Source organism: Spirochaetales bacterium, assembly GCA_016930085.1.
In the GTDB taxonomy this organism is placed as follows: Bacteria; Spirochaetota; Spirochaetia; order SZUA-6; family JAFGRV01; genus JAFGHO01.
The window spans coordinates 60,152-75,960 of sequence record JAFGHO010000100.1 but is presented as its reverse complement, the minus strand read 5'-3'; the positions used below and the strand labels follow the sequence as shown (position 1 = coordinate 75,960).

General features: G+C 52.2%; 13 protein-coding genes. 6 read left to right on the top strand and 7 right to left on the bottom strand.

Going from position 1 to position 15,809, the window contains the following annotated elements; all coding sequences use genetic code 11:
- Positions 1-390: hypothetical protein (locus JW881_17280; GenBank protein ID MBN1699276.1), on the bottom strand; the 390-nt coding region annotated here is incomplete at its 3' end.
- A 181-nt stretch (positions 391-571) separates the two neighbouring features.
- Entirely contained in the window at positions 572-1,120 is a 549-nt protein-coding gene (locus JW881_17275) for an NAD(P)H-dependent oxidoreductase (GenBank protein ID MBN1699275.1), read from the bottom strand.
- Positions 1,121-1,234: 114 nt separating this feature from the next.
- Between JW881_17275 and JW881_17270 the strand changes: the two genes are divergently transcribed.
- Positions 1,235-2,596, top strand: a complete 1,362-nt coding sequence (locus JW881_17270) for an EAL domain-containing protein (protein MBN1699274.1) — start codon at positions 1,235-1,237, stop codon at positions 2,594-2,596.
- A 1-nt stretch (position 2,597) separates the two neighbouring features.
- Here the strand turns inward: JW881_17270 and JW881_17265 are convergent, their stop codons facing one another.
- Together JW881_17265 and JW881_17260 are read right to left on the bottom strand one after the other, a co-directional pair.
- Positions 2,598-3,377, bottom strand: a complete 780-nt coding sequence (locus JW881_17265; GenBank protein ID MBN1699273.1) for a class I SAM-dependent methyltransferase — start codon at positions 3,375-3,377, stop codon at positions 2,598-2,600.
- On the bottom strand, positions 3,374-4,780 hold the full coding sequence (locus JW881_17260) for a DUF4832 domain-containing protein (protein ID MBN1699272.1): 1,407 nt from the start codon (positions 4,778-4,780) through the stop codon (positions 3,374-3,376). Before JW881_17260 ends, JW881_17265 begins: the two co-directional genes overlap by 4 nt.
- 215 nt (positions 4,781-4,995) lie before the next feature.
- On the opposite strand from JW881_17260, the gene JW881_17255 reads away from it, so the two are divergent.
- The 3 genes from JW881_17255 to JW881_17245 all read left to right on the top strand — a co-directional run bounded on the left by JW881_17255 (position 4,996) and on the right by JW881_17245 (position 8,680).
- Entirely contained in the window at positions 4,996-6,114 is a 1,119-nt protein-coding gene (locus JW881_17255) for a thioredoxin family protein (protein MBN1699271.1), read from the top strand.
- Positions 6,098-7,240, top strand: coding sequence for a 4Fe-4S binding protein (locus tag JW881_17250; protein ID MBN1699270.1), 1,143 nt, complete (start codon positions 6,098-6,100; stop codon positions 7,238-7,240). Before JW881_17255 ends, JW881_17250 begins: the two co-directional genes overlap by 17 nt.
- An 84-nt stretch (positions 7,241-7,324) precedes the next feature.
- A complete protein-coding gene (locus tag JW881_17245) occupies positions 7,325-8,680 on the top strand; it encodes a serine/threonine protein kinase (protein MBN1699269.1) in 1,356 nt (451 codons plus the stop codon).
- 66 nt (positions 8,681-8,746) lie between these two features.
- Here the strand turns inward: JW881_17245 and JW881_17240 are convergent, their stop codons facing one another.
- The 3 genes from JW881_17240 to JW881_17230 are packed head-to-tail and all read right to left on the bottom strand — an operon-like array spanning position 8,747 to position 13,679.
- Positions 8,747-10,306: a hypothetical protein gene (locus JW881_17240; GenBank protein MBN1699268.1), complete on the bottom strand. Its 1,560-nt coding sequence runs from the start codon at positions 10,304-10,306 to the stop codon at positions 8,747-8,749.
- A gap of 60 nt (positions 10,307-10,366) precedes the next feature.
- Complete coding sequence (locus JW881_17235) at positions 10,367-11,176, bottom strand: TIGR02757 family protein (protein MBN1699267.1); 810 nt, start codon at positions 11,174-11,176, stop codon at positions 10,367-10,369.
- A gap of 43 nt (positions 11,177-11,219) precedes the next feature.
- Entirely contained in the window at positions 11,220-13,679 is a 2,460-nt protein-coding gene (locus JW881_17230; GenBank protein MBN1699266.1) for an AAA family ATPase, read from the bottom strand.
- A 243-nt stretch (positions 13,680-13,922) separates the two neighbouring features.
- On the opposite strand from JW881_17230, the gene JW881_17225 reads away from it, so the two are divergent.
- Both JW881_17225 and JW881_17220 read left to right on the top strand, forming a co-directional pair.
- Positions 13,923-14,561 (top strand): thioredoxin family protein, encoded by a 639-nt coding sequence (locus JW881_17225; protein ID MBN1699265.1) that lies wholly within the window; start codon positions 13,923-13,925, stop codon positions 14,559-14,561.
- A 204-nt stretch (positions 14,562-14,765) separates the two neighbouring features.
- A complete protein-coding gene (locus JW881_17220; GenBank protein MBN1699264.1) occupies positions 14,766-15,728 on the top strand; it encodes a DUF4384 domain-containing protein in 963 nt (320 codons plus the stop codon).
- Positions 15,729-15,809 lie beyond the last annotated feature (81 nt).

Genomic DNA, 15,809 nt, shown 5'->3' with positions numbered 1-15,809 from the left:
GCGGTTTGCGATAATGCACTCCACGTATGAAACGGCGCACAATTCCACAGGTACTGTGGATGCCGGAAGAGATGTGGTCTGCGGCGGCGGTTGGGATGACGAGCAGAAGCCTTCACACTTTCTCATCTCTTCCGCACAGCCTTCAGGATCGACGGAACACCAGTTATTGATGATGGCAACCCAATTGGACTCATCGATATCCCAGCCGTTTGATTCATAAAAGGGGAGAATGTCCGGACGGTTCCCGATAATACAGTTGACGCAGGTAACCCCCAAAGACGTCGAAACCTCCGCTTTGGCGGGTGAAATCGATTCATGGGCCGTTTCCAGATCGCACCCGGCAATCAACACAAATAGGACAAAAGACATCAAAATTAAAACACCTTTCATGATTTCTCCTTTCACTAATAAAGTTTCTATGCAACATTTTAGTATCGTTTTAGGAGGGAGGAAAAATGCAGTTGTGCCTATTTTTTTATGCTATTCGGTATAATGAGGGTTTGCCGGGCTTGTTCTTGACGATGGTGGAGAGATATGGAAATAAAGTTATGACGCATCGTATTCTTTGGTATTACCTTTTCCGGTACTCCTGAACCAGCGGGTGCATTTCCTTTTTCCCGTGACAGTAATAGGCGACCCATTCTGCAAGCCGCCTCCCGAGCCGTCTGCACGCCTCGGATTCGGCGCCATCGGCCGGCGGTCCGACGGCGATCGCTCCGTAATGAAGCGTCTGTCCGGGACCGGTGTAGTCCGGGATACCGAAAACCAACATCCCGAAATTGAGCATGATCGTCGCGATCGACTGGCAGACAAGTTCCGCACCGCCCCCCCTCCCGCCGGAAGAAGCAAACGCGCAGCCGATCTTTCCGTCGATCTTTCCCCAGACCTTTTTTACGGCGTTATCCCAGAAGGTTTTCATTGCAGCGGAAACAAGCCCCGCATGAGTGGGGGAACCGGCTGCGATACCGTCGCACCACAGGAGGTCATTCACATCCGCCTCGTTTACCCGAAGCAGCCTTACCTCCGTATCGGCAACACATAACGCCCCTTCACGGACAAGACCGGCCATTGTCCGGGTATTTCCGCTTTGCGAATCATACAGCACCGCTATTTTATTCATAAACACTCCTTCTTTCGTTTAACCATACACTGAAAAGGGGATGGGTGTAAAAGGGATATCATCGGTAAAAACCGGTGAAACCCCTCTTGAATCCGCATGGAGGATGAAAAGAAATTGGAAAAAAGACAGTGCAGTGACTATAGTGTAGATATGGGCAAAACAAAAAAAAGGAAAGAGGATACCTCCCATATTACCACGTCGATCCACAAAGGCTTCTATGAGAATGAAATCATATGTCTTCCGACATTACTGAAAGAATATGACAATATCGAAGCCATATTTACCGGCCTGCAATACATCGCCTGTATTTCAATCCAGGTCGATCAGCTTAAAATAATCGAGTACAAATACGGAAGCGTCGCATACGGAAACTGCGTCCGCAAGGTCACCGCTATCATCAGAACACTCATGAAGGAAAAATTCAGAAAGGAAGATATTTTTATCGTCGATGTGTTCGAATCGGATACATTCATCATCTTTCTCTCAGCCCCTCGAAGGGAACATACACAACTCCTCGATCATCTCGATGTTCTTGCGGAACGTGCGCGAATTATCATAAAGAAATCTATTTTCGAACTTTTATACCCCCTGATCAAGGAAAATGTTACCCCGAAAATCGGGTATGCCCTTATGATCAAAAACCCGATGATTAAAAACATTCGACAGATCACGCAGCTTCTGAATGAATCGAAAAAAATGGGGTTCTTCCTGGCCGAACGGCAGCACTATAAAAGTAAATACCTCCTTCAGAAAATCATTATCAATCAGCAGGTGACGACCCTTTTCCAGCCTATTGTCAATCTGGACACCATGGATGTGATCGGACATGAAGCATTGACGCGGGGGCCGGATAACTCGGAATACACGAGTCCTCTCGTTCTTTTTATTATCGCCGAAGAAAGCGGCCTTTCCTTCGAACTCGACAGACTCTGCAGGAAAAAGGCGTTTGAAGCGATCCGGAATTGCAAAATTCAGACCAAAATATTCGTCAATACCCTTACCATGACAATCCATGATCCGGATTTCAGGGGACTCTACCTCAAGGAACTGCTCGATGATTTGAAGGTGAAGCCCGAAAATGTCGTCTTTGAAATTAGCGAGCGGCTGGCAATTGAAAACTACGATATTTTTAAACAAGCCCTCAAGGATTATACCGATATCGGGATCGTCCATGCCGACGATGATATCGGAAAAGGATACTCGGATCTCGAGCGGATCATGGAACTCAAACCCGGTTACCTCAAAGTGGATATCGCCCTGGTCCGCGATATCGATAAAAGCTATATCAAACAGGAAATCATCAAGGCGATGATTCATCTCGCCGAAAGCATCAACTCCGAAATTATCGCTGAAGGAATAGAAACCAGAGCGGAATGGGAAAAACTCAAGGCATTGAACGTGAAATACGGTCAGGGGTATCTTTTTGCGCGACCGTCGACCGATCCAACCGCGATCGACATATCCGGGATAAAATGAGTCACCCGGTGTTTCTCAACACGATTCTTCTCATCTTCCATGTACATCCCTTTGTTCCATTGCGTTCCATCATAATCGACCGTATCCGCTTCCTGATGCCGTCCCGTTCCCTTCGAGTGAGGATTCCTTTTACAAACTCCTCCTCTTCCCATACCGTGAGTGTATTCGGGTAAAACCAGGATGCCGCGGTATTGGCGGGAACCGGAAGAAAAACAGCTTCGTTACAAAGCACGTCGGCGTCATAGGTGCCCGTACCGATCTCGGAACCCACATAAAGAGATGCCCCCTGGGAAGCGACAAGCCCCCTGTTGACGGAGAGATAACGCCGGAAGCATTCCTCATCGGTATAAACATCCTCGACTTCGTCGATAAGAAGCAATCCTCCCTGGCGGCATTCGGCCGTCCAGCTTCCGATACACGCAACCGGATCTTTCAGGTGTGAGAGAAGAAAACGTACATAGATGATATCCGCCGTCACGGGGAAAGGCGTGAGTCGCACATCATGGTTCACGAATTCGAGGTGCTTATAGCGATCCCGCGCAATTGAAAGAAATTTTTCGGAACAATCCATCCCGCAAACCCTTTCGGCGTCGACCGCCCCCCAAAGCATCTCCGTCGTGCAGCCCGGCCCGCACCCGAGGTCGAGGGCCGTCCCGACGGGTTCCTTCACGTAACGCCGGATAAAAGATTCCGCCGGGGGATTGAAAAAACCGGCAATAAGCGAGAGCCGTTCGGCCGCCGTACCTCCGGTTCCGAATGTGTACCTCGCTTGCGTGCTCATTCGTTTTCCAGTCTACCCAGCACGAGCCAGCCTTTCAATAAATCGTTCATTCGCCTGTTTGCGAAAGAAAACGTTTTTCCGCCCTGAAGCGGATTTTTTACCCGTAAAATGATGGTAAAGGGTTTCGCGGGCAACTCTTCGACGGGTTTGACGAAAGAAAAGGATGTCTCTCCGTTATCGCCCGGCATAACGGAGGTGATATCCCAATTTGTTTTCCAAAGACGTTCCACTTTGCCGTTATCGCCGACGACGGCGATCTCGACATCCCACGCGTAATAGAAAGGGGCCACCCCGATGTTTTTCATGGTCACGGTAAGGTTGAAACGATCCTCCGTGTACCCGGCGGACACGCCGGTAACCGTAATTTCATAACCGAGCAGACGGGCGGCATCGAGGGCGCGGTCGAATTTCGCACCGGTGAATCCGGGATGATTGAAGATATCGTATGCCAGAAGCCACGAGCAATGGGTCGTCTCGACACACCGGCTGAAATTCTCCGCTTCACTCGCGGGCGGATCGTCGAAAATCCCGGACTGGATCTCCGGCCGGAGTTCACCGCCGACCGGTTCGCGTTTCCATACGTCGGCGCAACCGGCCTTTTCAATCTGAGGCCAGAAATGCCACGAAACGGGGGGAAGCGTATTATAGGCAAACGAATCATCGTGAAACCCGATGTCGAGATGAGGACTTTCCCCCGCGGGATACCTGACGAGAAGACGTGTCGTGTCGAATGATTCGTCGAAGGTTCTCAGTATCCGGTTCTGGACCGTAAGCGGGGCGAACCATTCAGTGTGCGGATATGTATGCCATTCCCCCCAGAACCCGAGAAGGCCGATTGTTATAAAGCCGATTCTCGGATCACCGTCGTAGACGGCACCGAGAGCTCGGATAAAGTTTTCGAGCGCGCGAACGAGTTTTTCGTTTGTATAATCGGGAGACAATCCGCCGCCGTATTCCCCGTACTCGTAAAACCGGAGTCCGCCGTCGATGATGAATCGCGGAACACCCGAGGGTTTTCCCGGTGAATCGAGATACACCCGAAAACAAAGATGATTCCCCCGCCCCTCAGCGCCGCGAAGATACGGTTCGAGGCCTTTATCGAAGGTAAACTCATCCATTCCCGTCATGAGCTGCGACAACGGGAGATAGACCCATTCCATACTGTGGGGAAAATTATTTGACGACGAATCATAATAAGACATAAACCCTTTCAGGGGATTTTCAACCGGAGCCTGCTCGTAGGAAAGCGGAACCCATTTGTTCGGGACAAGGTCAGGCACCTGGATGAATGTTCTGCACGAGGCGCAATGAATGATAATCGGAATGATGACTCTCATAATACGGTATACGGAAAAAGCCGAAGGGCTTCTTTTTTTCGTCACCTGCCGGGGTGCCGAAAACATACGGACGCCCCATTGCCTTGTTTGAGGATACCTCTGCTTCTCTTCGCTTGACATCAACATGATAGTTAAATAGTAACCCCATAAAAGGCGATATGCAATAGTTTTCGAACAAGATTCATCGGGGAGAAATCTTTTTCAATATACCGTATTGATACTTGAAATATCGGCACCGATTACTATAATGGAGATCGAAACAAACTCAAGAAGGGAGTGCCATGTTCCCGGCTTTAAAAACAAAAAATCTCAATCGCCTGACGTTATCCACGGATGCACCGGCTTCCCGTTTCAACGACGGTGGATTTTTCCACGGCGCAAAGGCGGCCGGGATCTTTTTCGTGTGCGCGATCTTTTTCCTTTCACCCAGGCCGGTATCCGCGATAAACATAAACGGGGACTTCGAACTGAGTGTCGAACGAAGGGATGATCCCCCCCTTATTGCGGTTCGTATTGCGCCGAAACCGGACCGGCTTATCACCGGCCTTTCGGAAGATGAGGCCTTTATCACCCTGACATCGGACGATATACGGATCGAAGGGGAAAACCGTGTCTTCCAGACCGAATATATCAGGGAAGGTTCCCCAAAGGAGTTTCTCTTCCCGTTTTCACCGGCCCCCGGGGTTGTCGATGTGACGGTGGCGATACACTATGTTCCCTGTATTGAAAGCAGCGGGATCTGCAAGTTTCCGGAACGCACGGAACAGGCCTTTTCACTCAAAAAACCGGGGATCTCATTTTCACACGAACTGATCGACACGATGATATTGGGGCTGCTTCTGATTCTCGGGACTGCGGGTTTCATCGTTTTCCTGAAATACAGAAAAGACTATCTCTTTACCATATTCATCGCAATCGTATTCTGCGGCATGCTTTTATATACGGCAGCCGCGACCGGAGGAAACTCCGTCACACAGGCGGACCTTTCCCGCTCGATTGCCGCCACGCTCTGTCTTTCCTGTATCGGGCTCGAATTGCCGGACATTACGCCGGTCGTGGACCCGAAGGCGACCGCACCCCTCGCGGAATTGGCGGAGCCCGTGCATATTGTCGTTTTTTCGGCGCCATGGTGCGGATCGTGCCCGGCCGCGAAAACATACGTGGAAACGCTCTGCCGACGTTATCCCGAAACGCTTTCCTTTTCCGTCGTCGATATTTCACTGCCCGAAGGAAAAAAGGAACTCGAATCGTACGCGACCTCTTACCCTTTCCGGGAGCCTCTTCCGCTTCCGGCCGTCATCGTATCGAATAACACAAGACGGGTAATCTACGGCACGAACTATCTCGAAAAGAATATCGTCGGCGCCATACGGGAAGGCGGCCATGATAGTACCCGCTAAGGTAAAGCGAATCGCCGTATTACGGCGCCTCACGCAGGGCATCGGTCTTTTATTGGGTCTGGCCGGGGTCGCGGTTCCCGCGATGACCCACATTGTTTTTCCAGGGCTTCACTGCCACGCCTGCCCCCTCTCCGTCACAATCTGTCCGGTCGGGATACTGCAAAGCCTGATCAAAACCGGCCTTCCCCTCTACCCCCTCGCGTTCGTCGCGCTCTACGGGGTCGTACTCGGCCGGTGGTGGTGCGGCTGGGTGTGTCCCTTCGGTCTCGTCAACGACATGTGCGCGGAAGCGGGGAAACCGAACCGTACGCGCCAGACAGTCTTTCTCGTAGCGGGCGCGGTCTCGGGCGCCGCTTTTGTCCTGATCTCCCTTTTTACATCGATCGGATGGCTTTCCGTTGTCACCCTCACAATCTCAGTCTCATCGCTTATCGCGTTTTTTATACCGGTCGCGGGCGCTTCACCCGCCAAACACGGTTTATCGAGGGTTCTCGTACCGGTTGCGTTTCTCCTTTTCACCTTCCTGTTTCCGGTTTTACTCGTCTTTTCAGGCGCCAATCCGGTCCTGCTTGCAGCGGGGATAGCCGGTGCCGCGCTGCTCCTTTCGGGAAGCATCATTTATTTTATCAAAAGGAAAAAATCCTTTTTTCTTAAATACTCGGTCCTTTTTCTCACGCTGGGGTTCGCCGTCATCGGGGGAGATACCTTTTTCTGCAAACTCTGCCCCTCTGCGGCCGCCAGCGCGGCCATCCCCTATGCGGCGATCGAGCCTGCGTTCATACCCGGCGGTATGTACATAGCAAAGCTCGGTATCCTTGCCGTTACCGTCTGCATGATGCTTCTCATATCGAGGTTTTTCTGCCGGTTTCTCTGTCCCCTCGGCGCGCTATTGGGACTGACGAACAAGGTGTCGCTGCTCAAAATCATTCGCGATCCCGGATGCGATGTCGCGGATAAATCGGTCTGCTCCTATGCCTGCATCCGGTCATGCATCATGGGAATCAAAACAATCGCACAGAAACGGATATTAACCCAGACCGACTGTATTAAATGCGGGAAATGTATCGAAGCCTGCCCGCACGGGTTTCTGCACTTCTCAACGCGCACGGAAAAAGCCCAACCATAATTCTTGAAATCCGATTCAAAAAAGCTTAGATTAATTGAGGCGGCCGTATTCCTGCCATCATGCCGCAGACGGAGGGACATATCTATGGCGACGCGTTACGAACGGGGGACCGTATTAAAAGAACGCTATGAGATCATATCATTTCTCGCAAAAGGCGGCATGGGAAAGACCTACCTGGCGGCTGACGGAAAAACGAAAAAAAAAGTCGTTCTCAAACTCCTTGCAATAAGCGAACTCGAAGACTGGAAGGTACTGGAACTCTTTGAACGGGAAATTAAAACCCTTGCAGCAATCGATCATCCCCTTATTCCGGATTACATAGACAACTTTAAAATCGAAGAGGGAAACGAGATCACCCATGTGCTCGTCCAGGAATACGTGGAGGGCGGTAATTTCCTCGACCTTATCCGGGGCGGAAAACGTTTTACCGAAAGTGAAATCAAAACCTTTTTGGAGAGTCTGTTAAAGACAATCTCCTATATTCATTCACTCAATCCGCCGGTCATCCACCGGGACATCAACCCCAAAAACATCGTTCTGTCCAAAGACGGCAGGGTATATCTCGTCGACTTCGGGGCGGTCGCCGATGTGGGGAAAAGGGAATCGGGAAGCACGGTCGTGGGGACGATCGGTTACATGCCGCCCGAACAGCTTTACGGAAAGGTGACCCGCGCTGCGGACATGTACGCCCTTGGTGCGACAATTGTCTTTATCCTCACCGGCAAGGAACCCTCCGAGTTCGAATTGAGAAACATGAGGCCGGACTATCACGACGACATCACCATTTCCCGACCTCTCATGTACCTCCTCGACAGCATGCTCGATCCTGACCACACGCGAAGGCTTTCCGATGCCGGAAAGGCCCTTGCCGTTTTAGAGGGAAAGGAACCGCGTAAACGTTTCGAGACCGGAACCGGTGTCGCCGGAACGGAACGGGTGATCATCAAAAAAAACATACTTGGCGATACAGAAATCACCGTCAAAACGCCGAAACTGATGTATGTTTTCCTGATTTTCTTCGCCCTGGCATGGAACTCCTTTCTTTTTGGATTCCTTGGTAATTTCGGGGAAGTCGGCGATATTCCCTTTTTCATGCTGATATTCATGCTTCCCTTTTTCGCCGTCGGAATCGGGCTGATCGTGTTCGTCTTTTACGGTATTTTCGGCAGATCGATGCTCACCCTTTCGGCATCGGATCTGCTGTACACGGACAGGATTTTCGGCTTCACCCTGAAAAAAAAGGCCATCCCGATTTGTGAGTTCCGGGATATGAAAATAACCGAAGAACGGGGAAACAGGGGGACTATCTCCCACGTCCTCACTATCTACGGGGCGGGAAAAACGATCAGAATCGGAAAAATGATGAACCTCGAACGGGGCGACCTCGAATACCTCAAGGACTACATCGAGTCGAATATCCCGCAGCCCCACCCGCTGTGATATCCGCACCCCGGACCGTCCCTCCTTCGGCGCCGCGCCGATGACGCGATATCGGTATCACGACAATCATGATGACGGACGCCGTTTCCCGTCCCCGATATTTCTCAGGTTCGGATAGATTTGTTTATAGACGCCCGACAACCGCCGGTACTCCCGGCAACGGTCCGCATCCGGTTTTATCACGTGCCGGGTCCCGGTCATCCGGCCGGCGGCTTCCCGGAAACCACCGTACCACCCGGCGCCGCAGGCGGCGGCGATCCCCGCGCCGAGACACGAGGCCTCGGCGGTCCGTGGAATAACGACGGGCTTTCCGGTAATATCCGCGACGAGCCGGCACCATATACCGCTCGAGGCGCCGCCGCCGATGAGAAGAAGCTCGCGCACCGTCCGGCGGACGACGTTTTCCACCAGAGAAAGCCCGAACGCCAATTCGAACCCGATGCCTTCGAGCAACGCCCGGTACATATGGCCCCTGGTGTGGGAAGCGGACAGACCGACAAACGCCCCCCGTGCGGCGGTATCCCAGTAGGGGTTCATGACCCCGCAGAGATAAGGCAGATGGAATAGCCCGCCGCTGCCCGGGGCGACCCCGCCCGCTTCGGCCTCGAGCCGCTCATAAATATCCGGCTGCGCCGCGGGATCGAGCGAAAGTACCTTTTTTATGAACCAGTCGACGGCAAAGGTGCCGGCGCGGAGACTGCACTCATAGTAGTATCCGGAATCGGTACAACTCAAAAGGGTGCGGAACGCCCGGTGCGCCCGGTACCGGGACGAGTAGACACCGGCCACAACCGCGGTCCCGAGATTGAGATATGCCCGCCCGGATTCAAGCGCGTTCACGCCGAGGCCCGCGGCCTGCCCGTCGCCCCCGCCTGCGACAACAAGCGTACCGGGGCGCAAGCCCGTCATCCGGGCCGCTTCTTCATTCACGGTTCCAAGGATTTCCCCGGGTGAATACGTCCGGGGCAGCTGATCCCGGTTCAATCCGAGTGCCGCCAGGACCGTAGCCGACCATTGCCGTTTACGGATATCGAAAATTCCCAGGGGATCGGCGCTCGCCGCGCTCGTTTTGAAACTCCCGGTCAGTTTCCATACGAGAAAGGTGTTCACATCGCAGATCATTCCGATTTTCTCGAAAGACTTAGCTTCATGCCGCCGCATCCACGCGAGGCGGTAAACGACGGGCGCGTAGTCCACCGGTTTCCCCGTGATCCGGTGGATCTTCCGCCTCCCGATTTTTCCTGCGAATCGTTCCACCTCGTCCCTGCACCGCTCGTCCAGCCAGACAATGGCGGGGCGTATGCAGCCGCCCCCCCGATCGAGGGGAACGAAGGTTTCACGCTGGTTGGAAACGGAAAGCGCCGCAATCCGCTTTGGGTCGACCTGTGCGGCAACGGCCCCGAGGGCCCTGCAGGCGGCTCCCCACCAATCACCGGGGTCCTGTTCGTAATACCCGGGCTCAGGCGATGAAAGGGAGATCGCTTCCCTCGCCGAAGCGACAGCCTCGCCGTCCCTGTTCCAGGCGATCGCCTTTGTCGCGGTCGTACTTGAATCCAGCCCCACGACGAGGGCCGTACCGTTTCTTGTCGTATCGCCGATCATGCCGAAGAGCATACCCTTTTTCACACCGATTCGCAAGGGCGGGAGATCCCGTTCGATTACCGTTTCTTTTTTAAGGCACCCCGCTTACACCCGGCCCGCCATCGACATCCGTGTCAACGAAAAATCGTACCTGACCGGATCTTCGGGACAAAGTTCGCCGAACCCCGCGGTGATCATCAATGCGGTTTTCATATCCGCCTGCTTTCTTTCAGTGAATCCCAGCATCCTCCCGATCCGGTGCATGTGCGTGTCGAGCGGCACGATGAGTTTCGACCGTGGGACTTCCCGCCACAAGCCGATATCGACCGCATCACGCCTTACCATCCAGCGGAGGAAGAGGTGAAGCCGCTTACAGGCGCTTCCCTTGCCGGGACACGAGACGAGGGTTGCAATGGGTCCCGGCGCGAGGCGGCGGAGTTCGTCGGTAAAACCGCACAACGCCGGAACGACGGTTTTGTCGGAATCGGTATAAAAAGAAAGGAAGCATGCTTTGAGGGAGCCGAATTTTTTCGTAACGGCGGCGACGGCACAGACCAAAGCGGCGATTTCCCTGCCGTCGGTAAAACGGTGCCTGAAGTTCCGGAAGCAATCGCAAAGTACACGGTAATCCATGCCGCGCACAGCCCCGGGTATGGTATCAAGCACCTGAAGCACGGAGGCAACACTCGTCAATATCCGGCCCACCCTGCCGTATGCCAGAGAAGAAGCGATCAAAGCGGCACATTCGATATCGAAGGGATCCCGATACTTGTGCGGGAACAAGACCGGATCGGTGGGGAGGAAGCCGGGATTGTCGTAATATGAATAGATCCGTTCGCGCAGCCGGATAATGGTATCGCCGTCCGGCACACGATGGGGGTAACCGAAAAACGGGAGGGGCTGCCGTCCGGACATGTCACGACATCCCCTTCCGATAGCGTCTTTTTGACCGGAAAAATCATTTACTACAGGCAATATCGACCTTGTTCCCGCCCTTTAGCGACACCGTAATGGTCATTCCCGGTATGATCTCACCGCTTATAATCTTATGGGAAATCGGATTCTCAACGACGCGTTCGATCTCCCTCTTGAGCGGCCTGGCCCCGAAGGTTTCCGAATAACCGGATTTTGCCAGATAATCCTGCACCGCCTCCTCCACCTCCAGAACGATTTTTTGTTCGGCGAGTGATTTCTTCAGTTTGTCGAGTTCGAGACGCACGATCATTTTGATATGGTCCGCAGAAAGGGGATGAAAAACGATGATATCGTCGAGCCGGTTGATGAACTCGGGTCTGAAAAATTTTTTCACCTCCGCCATCACCGACGTTTTCGTCTCCTCGTACCCCTCGAATCCCTTTGCCTGGACAAAACCGATGCGTTTCACTTCCTTCGACAATATATTCCCGCCGATATTCGACGTGCCGATAATGAGGGTGTTGCGGAAATTGACCTCGAGTCCCTGGCCGTCGGTGATCTTGCCGTTATCGAGTATCTGGAGAAGCAGATTGAAAACGTCATGGTGTGCCTTTTCAATTTCGTCGAGAAGGATGACCGAATAGGGATTGCGTCTCACTTTTTCCGTAAGCTGCCCCCCCTCGCCGTAACCGATATAACCGGGCGGCGCTCCGATAATCCGTGACACTGTATGACGCTCCTGATATTCCGACATATCCAGTCGTATGATCTTGTTTTCATTGTCCAGAAGGAACTCGGCGAGGGTTTTGGCGAGTTCGGTTTTTCCTACACCCGTCGGCCCCAGAAAAAGGAAGCTGCCGATCGGTCTCTGGAGTATTTTCAGCCCCGCCCTGTTTCTCCGTATCGCATGACAGACAGCCGATACCGCCTGATCCTGCCCGACGATACGCTTGTGAATGTTTTCTTCCATGTTCTTGAGTTTTTCAGCTTCCGTTTCCACCAGTCTTTTAAGCGGGATTCCGGTCCATCGGGCAATCACCTCCGCGATATCCTCTTCGGTGACGCGGATATCGCGGGACGACACTTCCATTTCCCACTTTTCCTTGTGCTGCTCGAATTCGGTCTTCATCTCGATAAGCTGCTGCTGGATATCGGCGACCTTTTTGAAATCCTTTCCGGCAAAGGCGTTATGCTGTTCGTCCAGAAGCCTCAGCTTTCTGGCTTCGACGGATTTCATGTGCGGCGGGATGTAGATACCGGAAAGGTGCTTTGTGGCGCCGGCTTCGTCGATGACATCAATCGCCTTGTCGGGCAGATACCGTTCGGAAATGTATCTGTCCGAAAGCCTGGCCGCGGCGGCGATCGCCTCCTTTGTATAGAGAATTTTATGGTGGCGCTCATACCGTTCGATGACGCCGTTTAAAATCTCGATGGTTTCCTCGATGCCGGGTTCCTCGATATTGATCGGCTGAAGCCGGCGGGCGAGGGCCTTGTCCATTTCGACATACCGTTTGTAATCTTCGAGCGTCGTCGCGCCGATACACTGTAAAAGTCCTTTGGCAAGCGCCGGTTTGAGCATGTCGGACGCACTCCCCTCGCTTCCGCTGGTTGCCGAGAGTATGGTATGAAACTCGTCGACAAAAAGGATGATCGACCCCGAGGACATGATAATCTCCTCCCGCAGGGATTTTAGCCGTTCTTCAAAATCGCCCTTGAACTTTGCGCCGGCAACGAGTTCAGCCATTTCCAGTGTCACGATTTTCTTTCCGAGTAATGTTTCGGGAACTTCGGCATCGACGATCCGCTGCGCGAGTCCCTCGACTAAAACGGTCTTTCCGACACCGGCGTGACCGATAAGGACCGGGTTGTTTTTGTTTCTTCTCGAGAGGACCCGTATTATCTGCATTATCTCCTCTTCACGACCGATCACTGGATCGAGTTCACCCCTCCGCGCCTGTGCGGTAAGATCGATCGTGTACTTGACGATGACATCTTCCTTGCTGTCGGATTTCCGGTCGTCGATCCTGCGTCCGCTCCTGTATGAATTGTAGGCCTTCAGTGCTTCCTCTTCGGAAACACCGGATTTCAGGAGCAGATTTCTCACTTCCCCGACCCCGTCCCTGAGCATGGTGACAAAAAGCAAAGCCGCAGAGATATACTTGTCCCCCATTTCCCGCGCCGTATCGAGGGCCATCTTGAATAAATTTTCGACTTCGGGCGCTATCGATACATTGAATTGCGATTCACCCTCGAGCTGCGGCATTTCATCGCTGACCCGTTCCTGTGAGTATATTTCCTGCATGATCGCATCGCGAATTTCTTCCGCGTTCAGCCCCATCTCGCTCAATATCCGTATGACCGCCGAATCATGCTGTTCGATAAGCCCCAGGAGGATATACTCGGGATGGAGGACCGATTTGTGCATATTGACCATTTCCTTTATACCGATATTCAGGGCACCGATACATTTTTCCGTACAATGAAAGAGGTATTTTTGAAACATTCAGCCCTCCTGAAGCTTGTATTATCTCCTCAATAAAGTATATTACCACCGTTTCCCAAAGTCAACAGAAGCCGCTGTTTATACAGAAGCCGCTGTTTATACAGAAGCCATTCAATTTGCCGGGGGCCTTCTTCACGGCACCGGTATGGTTGACGGCGGGCAAAGCGCCGTCACATCCACTTGACCAATCGCTTTCCGGCCGCTACCATGACAGTATTCACGTACAAATATGGAGGAACCATTATGATGTTGAGCGATGATATAAAAAAACAGGTAACGGATCTTTTTTCAGGGCTTACCGGGCAGGTTACTATCTCCTTGTTTACTCAGGAGATCGAGTGCCATTTCTGTAAAGAAGCCCATGAACTACTCGAGGAAGTGAGTTCCCTGTCGGACAAACTCACCCTGAATATATACGATTTCAGCAAGGATAAAAACAAGGCGGATGAATACGGTATCGATAAAATTCCGGCTTTCACCCTCACCGGTGAAAAGGATTTCGGAATCCGGTTTTACGGAATACCTGCGGGATACGAGTTCACGAGTCTCATTGAAGCAATCAAACTCGTCTCTACGGGAAATCCGAAAATATCTCCGGCGACAAAAGATTTTCTCGATTCACTCGAAAAGGAAGTGCATTTCCAGGTATTCGTTACCCCGACATGCCCGTATTGCCCGGCAGCCGTCGTGAAGGCACATCAGATGGCGTATTATTCGGATAAGGTTAAAGCCGATATGATCGAGATAACGGAGTTTCCGCATCTCGCACAGAAATACCAGGTGCAGGGGGTTCCGAAGACCGTGATAAACGAGCGGTTCTTTCAGGAAGGCGCGGCACCAGAACCGATGTTGGTGGAAAAAGTCAGGGAAGCCGTTTCCTGAGTCCCGTTTATGCCGATTGGCGGTTGTGACGGCAGATCCCGCAGTTTCAGCGCGGAGAGAGGGCGCCGGTAACGACGCTGACGGTATTTATGGGACGACAGACAATTGCCATAAACCGATACCGATTTATATTCATAGACGTCGAGGTTGCGGGACGGCCCCAATTATTATATAATTGACAGTATGAAAAGAATATGCTGTTTCATGATGTTTTTTTTCATGTCCCTCGTTTCCTCCGTTTACGGCATTGATGTCGAGGTCACCCTCATCGAGACACTCGACACATTGTATGCCCCGGGGAAGGAGCGGCTGGTCATCTGCTTCGATACGTTCACCTATGGCGATAAAAAAATCGGGAGTGATTTTTCACGATACCTGGAAAACCGGCTCGCTTCCGCCATTCAAAAAACCTCTCAATTGACGCTTTTCGCAAGAAACGATATCGAAAAAATTCTCGAAACACAGGAATTGAATCTTTCCGACCTGACGGACGAAAAGAATATGCCGAAAATCGGCGCCCTCGAAAACGTCCGGGGCCTTCTTTCCGGCCGATTCTATGATGCCGGGGAACATGTTGAACTGTTTCTCGATCTTGTGGATATCGAAACCGGGACCTATTTCGGCAACACATCGTGTCATCTGGAGAAAAAAGAAATCCCCAAAAGCGTCTCTCTGCTTCCCGATAATTACGATCTGGCGATCGATATGATCGAACAACTCGACAACATCGGCGAAAGCGGAGACAACAAGCTGCGCGTTAAGGCCTGGTCCAGGCGGGGAGACGGGGGAACCTTCTCCGTCGGCGAAGACCTGATCGTCCATTTTTATGCCAATGCCGACTGTTATATTAAAATCTATCATATCAATGTCGAAGGTGATGTCAAACTTATTTTCCCCAATGAGTTTCATTCCGACAACCGGATCAGTAAGGATACCGTTTATTCTATCCCGGACGATTCGTATGGATTTTCTTTTGAGCTCACGCAGCCCATCGGCACCGAGTTTATCAAGGTAGTCGCATCGACGGAACAGTTCGGGGACATAGAGGAATCCTTCAGGTCATTGGGATTGGGGTCATCGAATATCGTAAGCCGCGGTCTGACCGTGAAACAAAAAAAAGGCAGAATGGCGGAAACACTGTTCAGTTATACGATTCTCGAAGAATAGCCGCCCGCAATGGACGTTCTCCGGATGAGGCAGCATTCTCAAAGAAGGTAAAATAAAGCCGCCCCGTCAGGGGCGGCGTAA

Excerpts from the sequence above, each read along its gene's own strand:
- JW881_17275 (MBN1699275.1), bottom strand. The coding sequence starts at position 1,120 with ATGAATAAAATAGCGGTGCTGTATGATTCGCAAAGCGGAAATACCCGG.
- JW881_17265 (MBN1699273.1), bottom strand. The coding sequence starts at position 3,377 with ATGAGCACGCAAGCGAGGTACACATTCGGAACCGGAGGTACGGCGGCC.
- JW881_17260 (MBN1699272.1), bottom strand. The coding sequence starts at position 4,780 with ATGTTTTCGGCACCCCGGCAGGTGACGAAAAAAAGAAGCCCTTCGGCT.
- JW881_17255 (MBN1699271.1), top strand. The coding sequence starts at position 4,996 with ATGTTCCCGGCTTTAAAAACAAAAAATCTCAATCGCCTGACGTTATCC.
- JW881_17250 (MBN1699270.1), top strand. The coding sequence starts at position 6,098 with ATGATAGTACCCGCTAAGGTAAAGCGAATCGCCGTATTACGGCGCCTC.
- JW881_17245 (MBN1699269.1), top strand. The coding sequence starts at position 7,325 with ATGGCGACGCGTTACGAACGGGGGACCGTATTAAAAGAACGCTATGAG.
- JW881_17235 (MBN1699267.1), bottom strand. The coding sequence starts at position 11,176 with ATGTCCGGACGGCAGCCCCTCCCGTTTTTCGGTTACCCCCATCGTGTG.
- JW881_17230 (MBN1699266.1), bottom strand. The coding sequence starts at position 13,679 with ATGTTTCAAAAATACCTCTTTCATTGTACGGAAAAATGTATCGGTGCC.
- JW881_17225 (MBN1699265.1), top strand. The coding sequence starts at position 13,923 with ATGATGTTGAGCGATGATATAAAAAAACAGGTAACGGATCTTTTTTCA.
- JW881_17220 (MBN1699264.1), top strand. The coding sequence starts at position 14,766 with ATGATGTTTTTTTTCATGTCCCTCGTTTCCTCCGTTTACGGCATTGAT.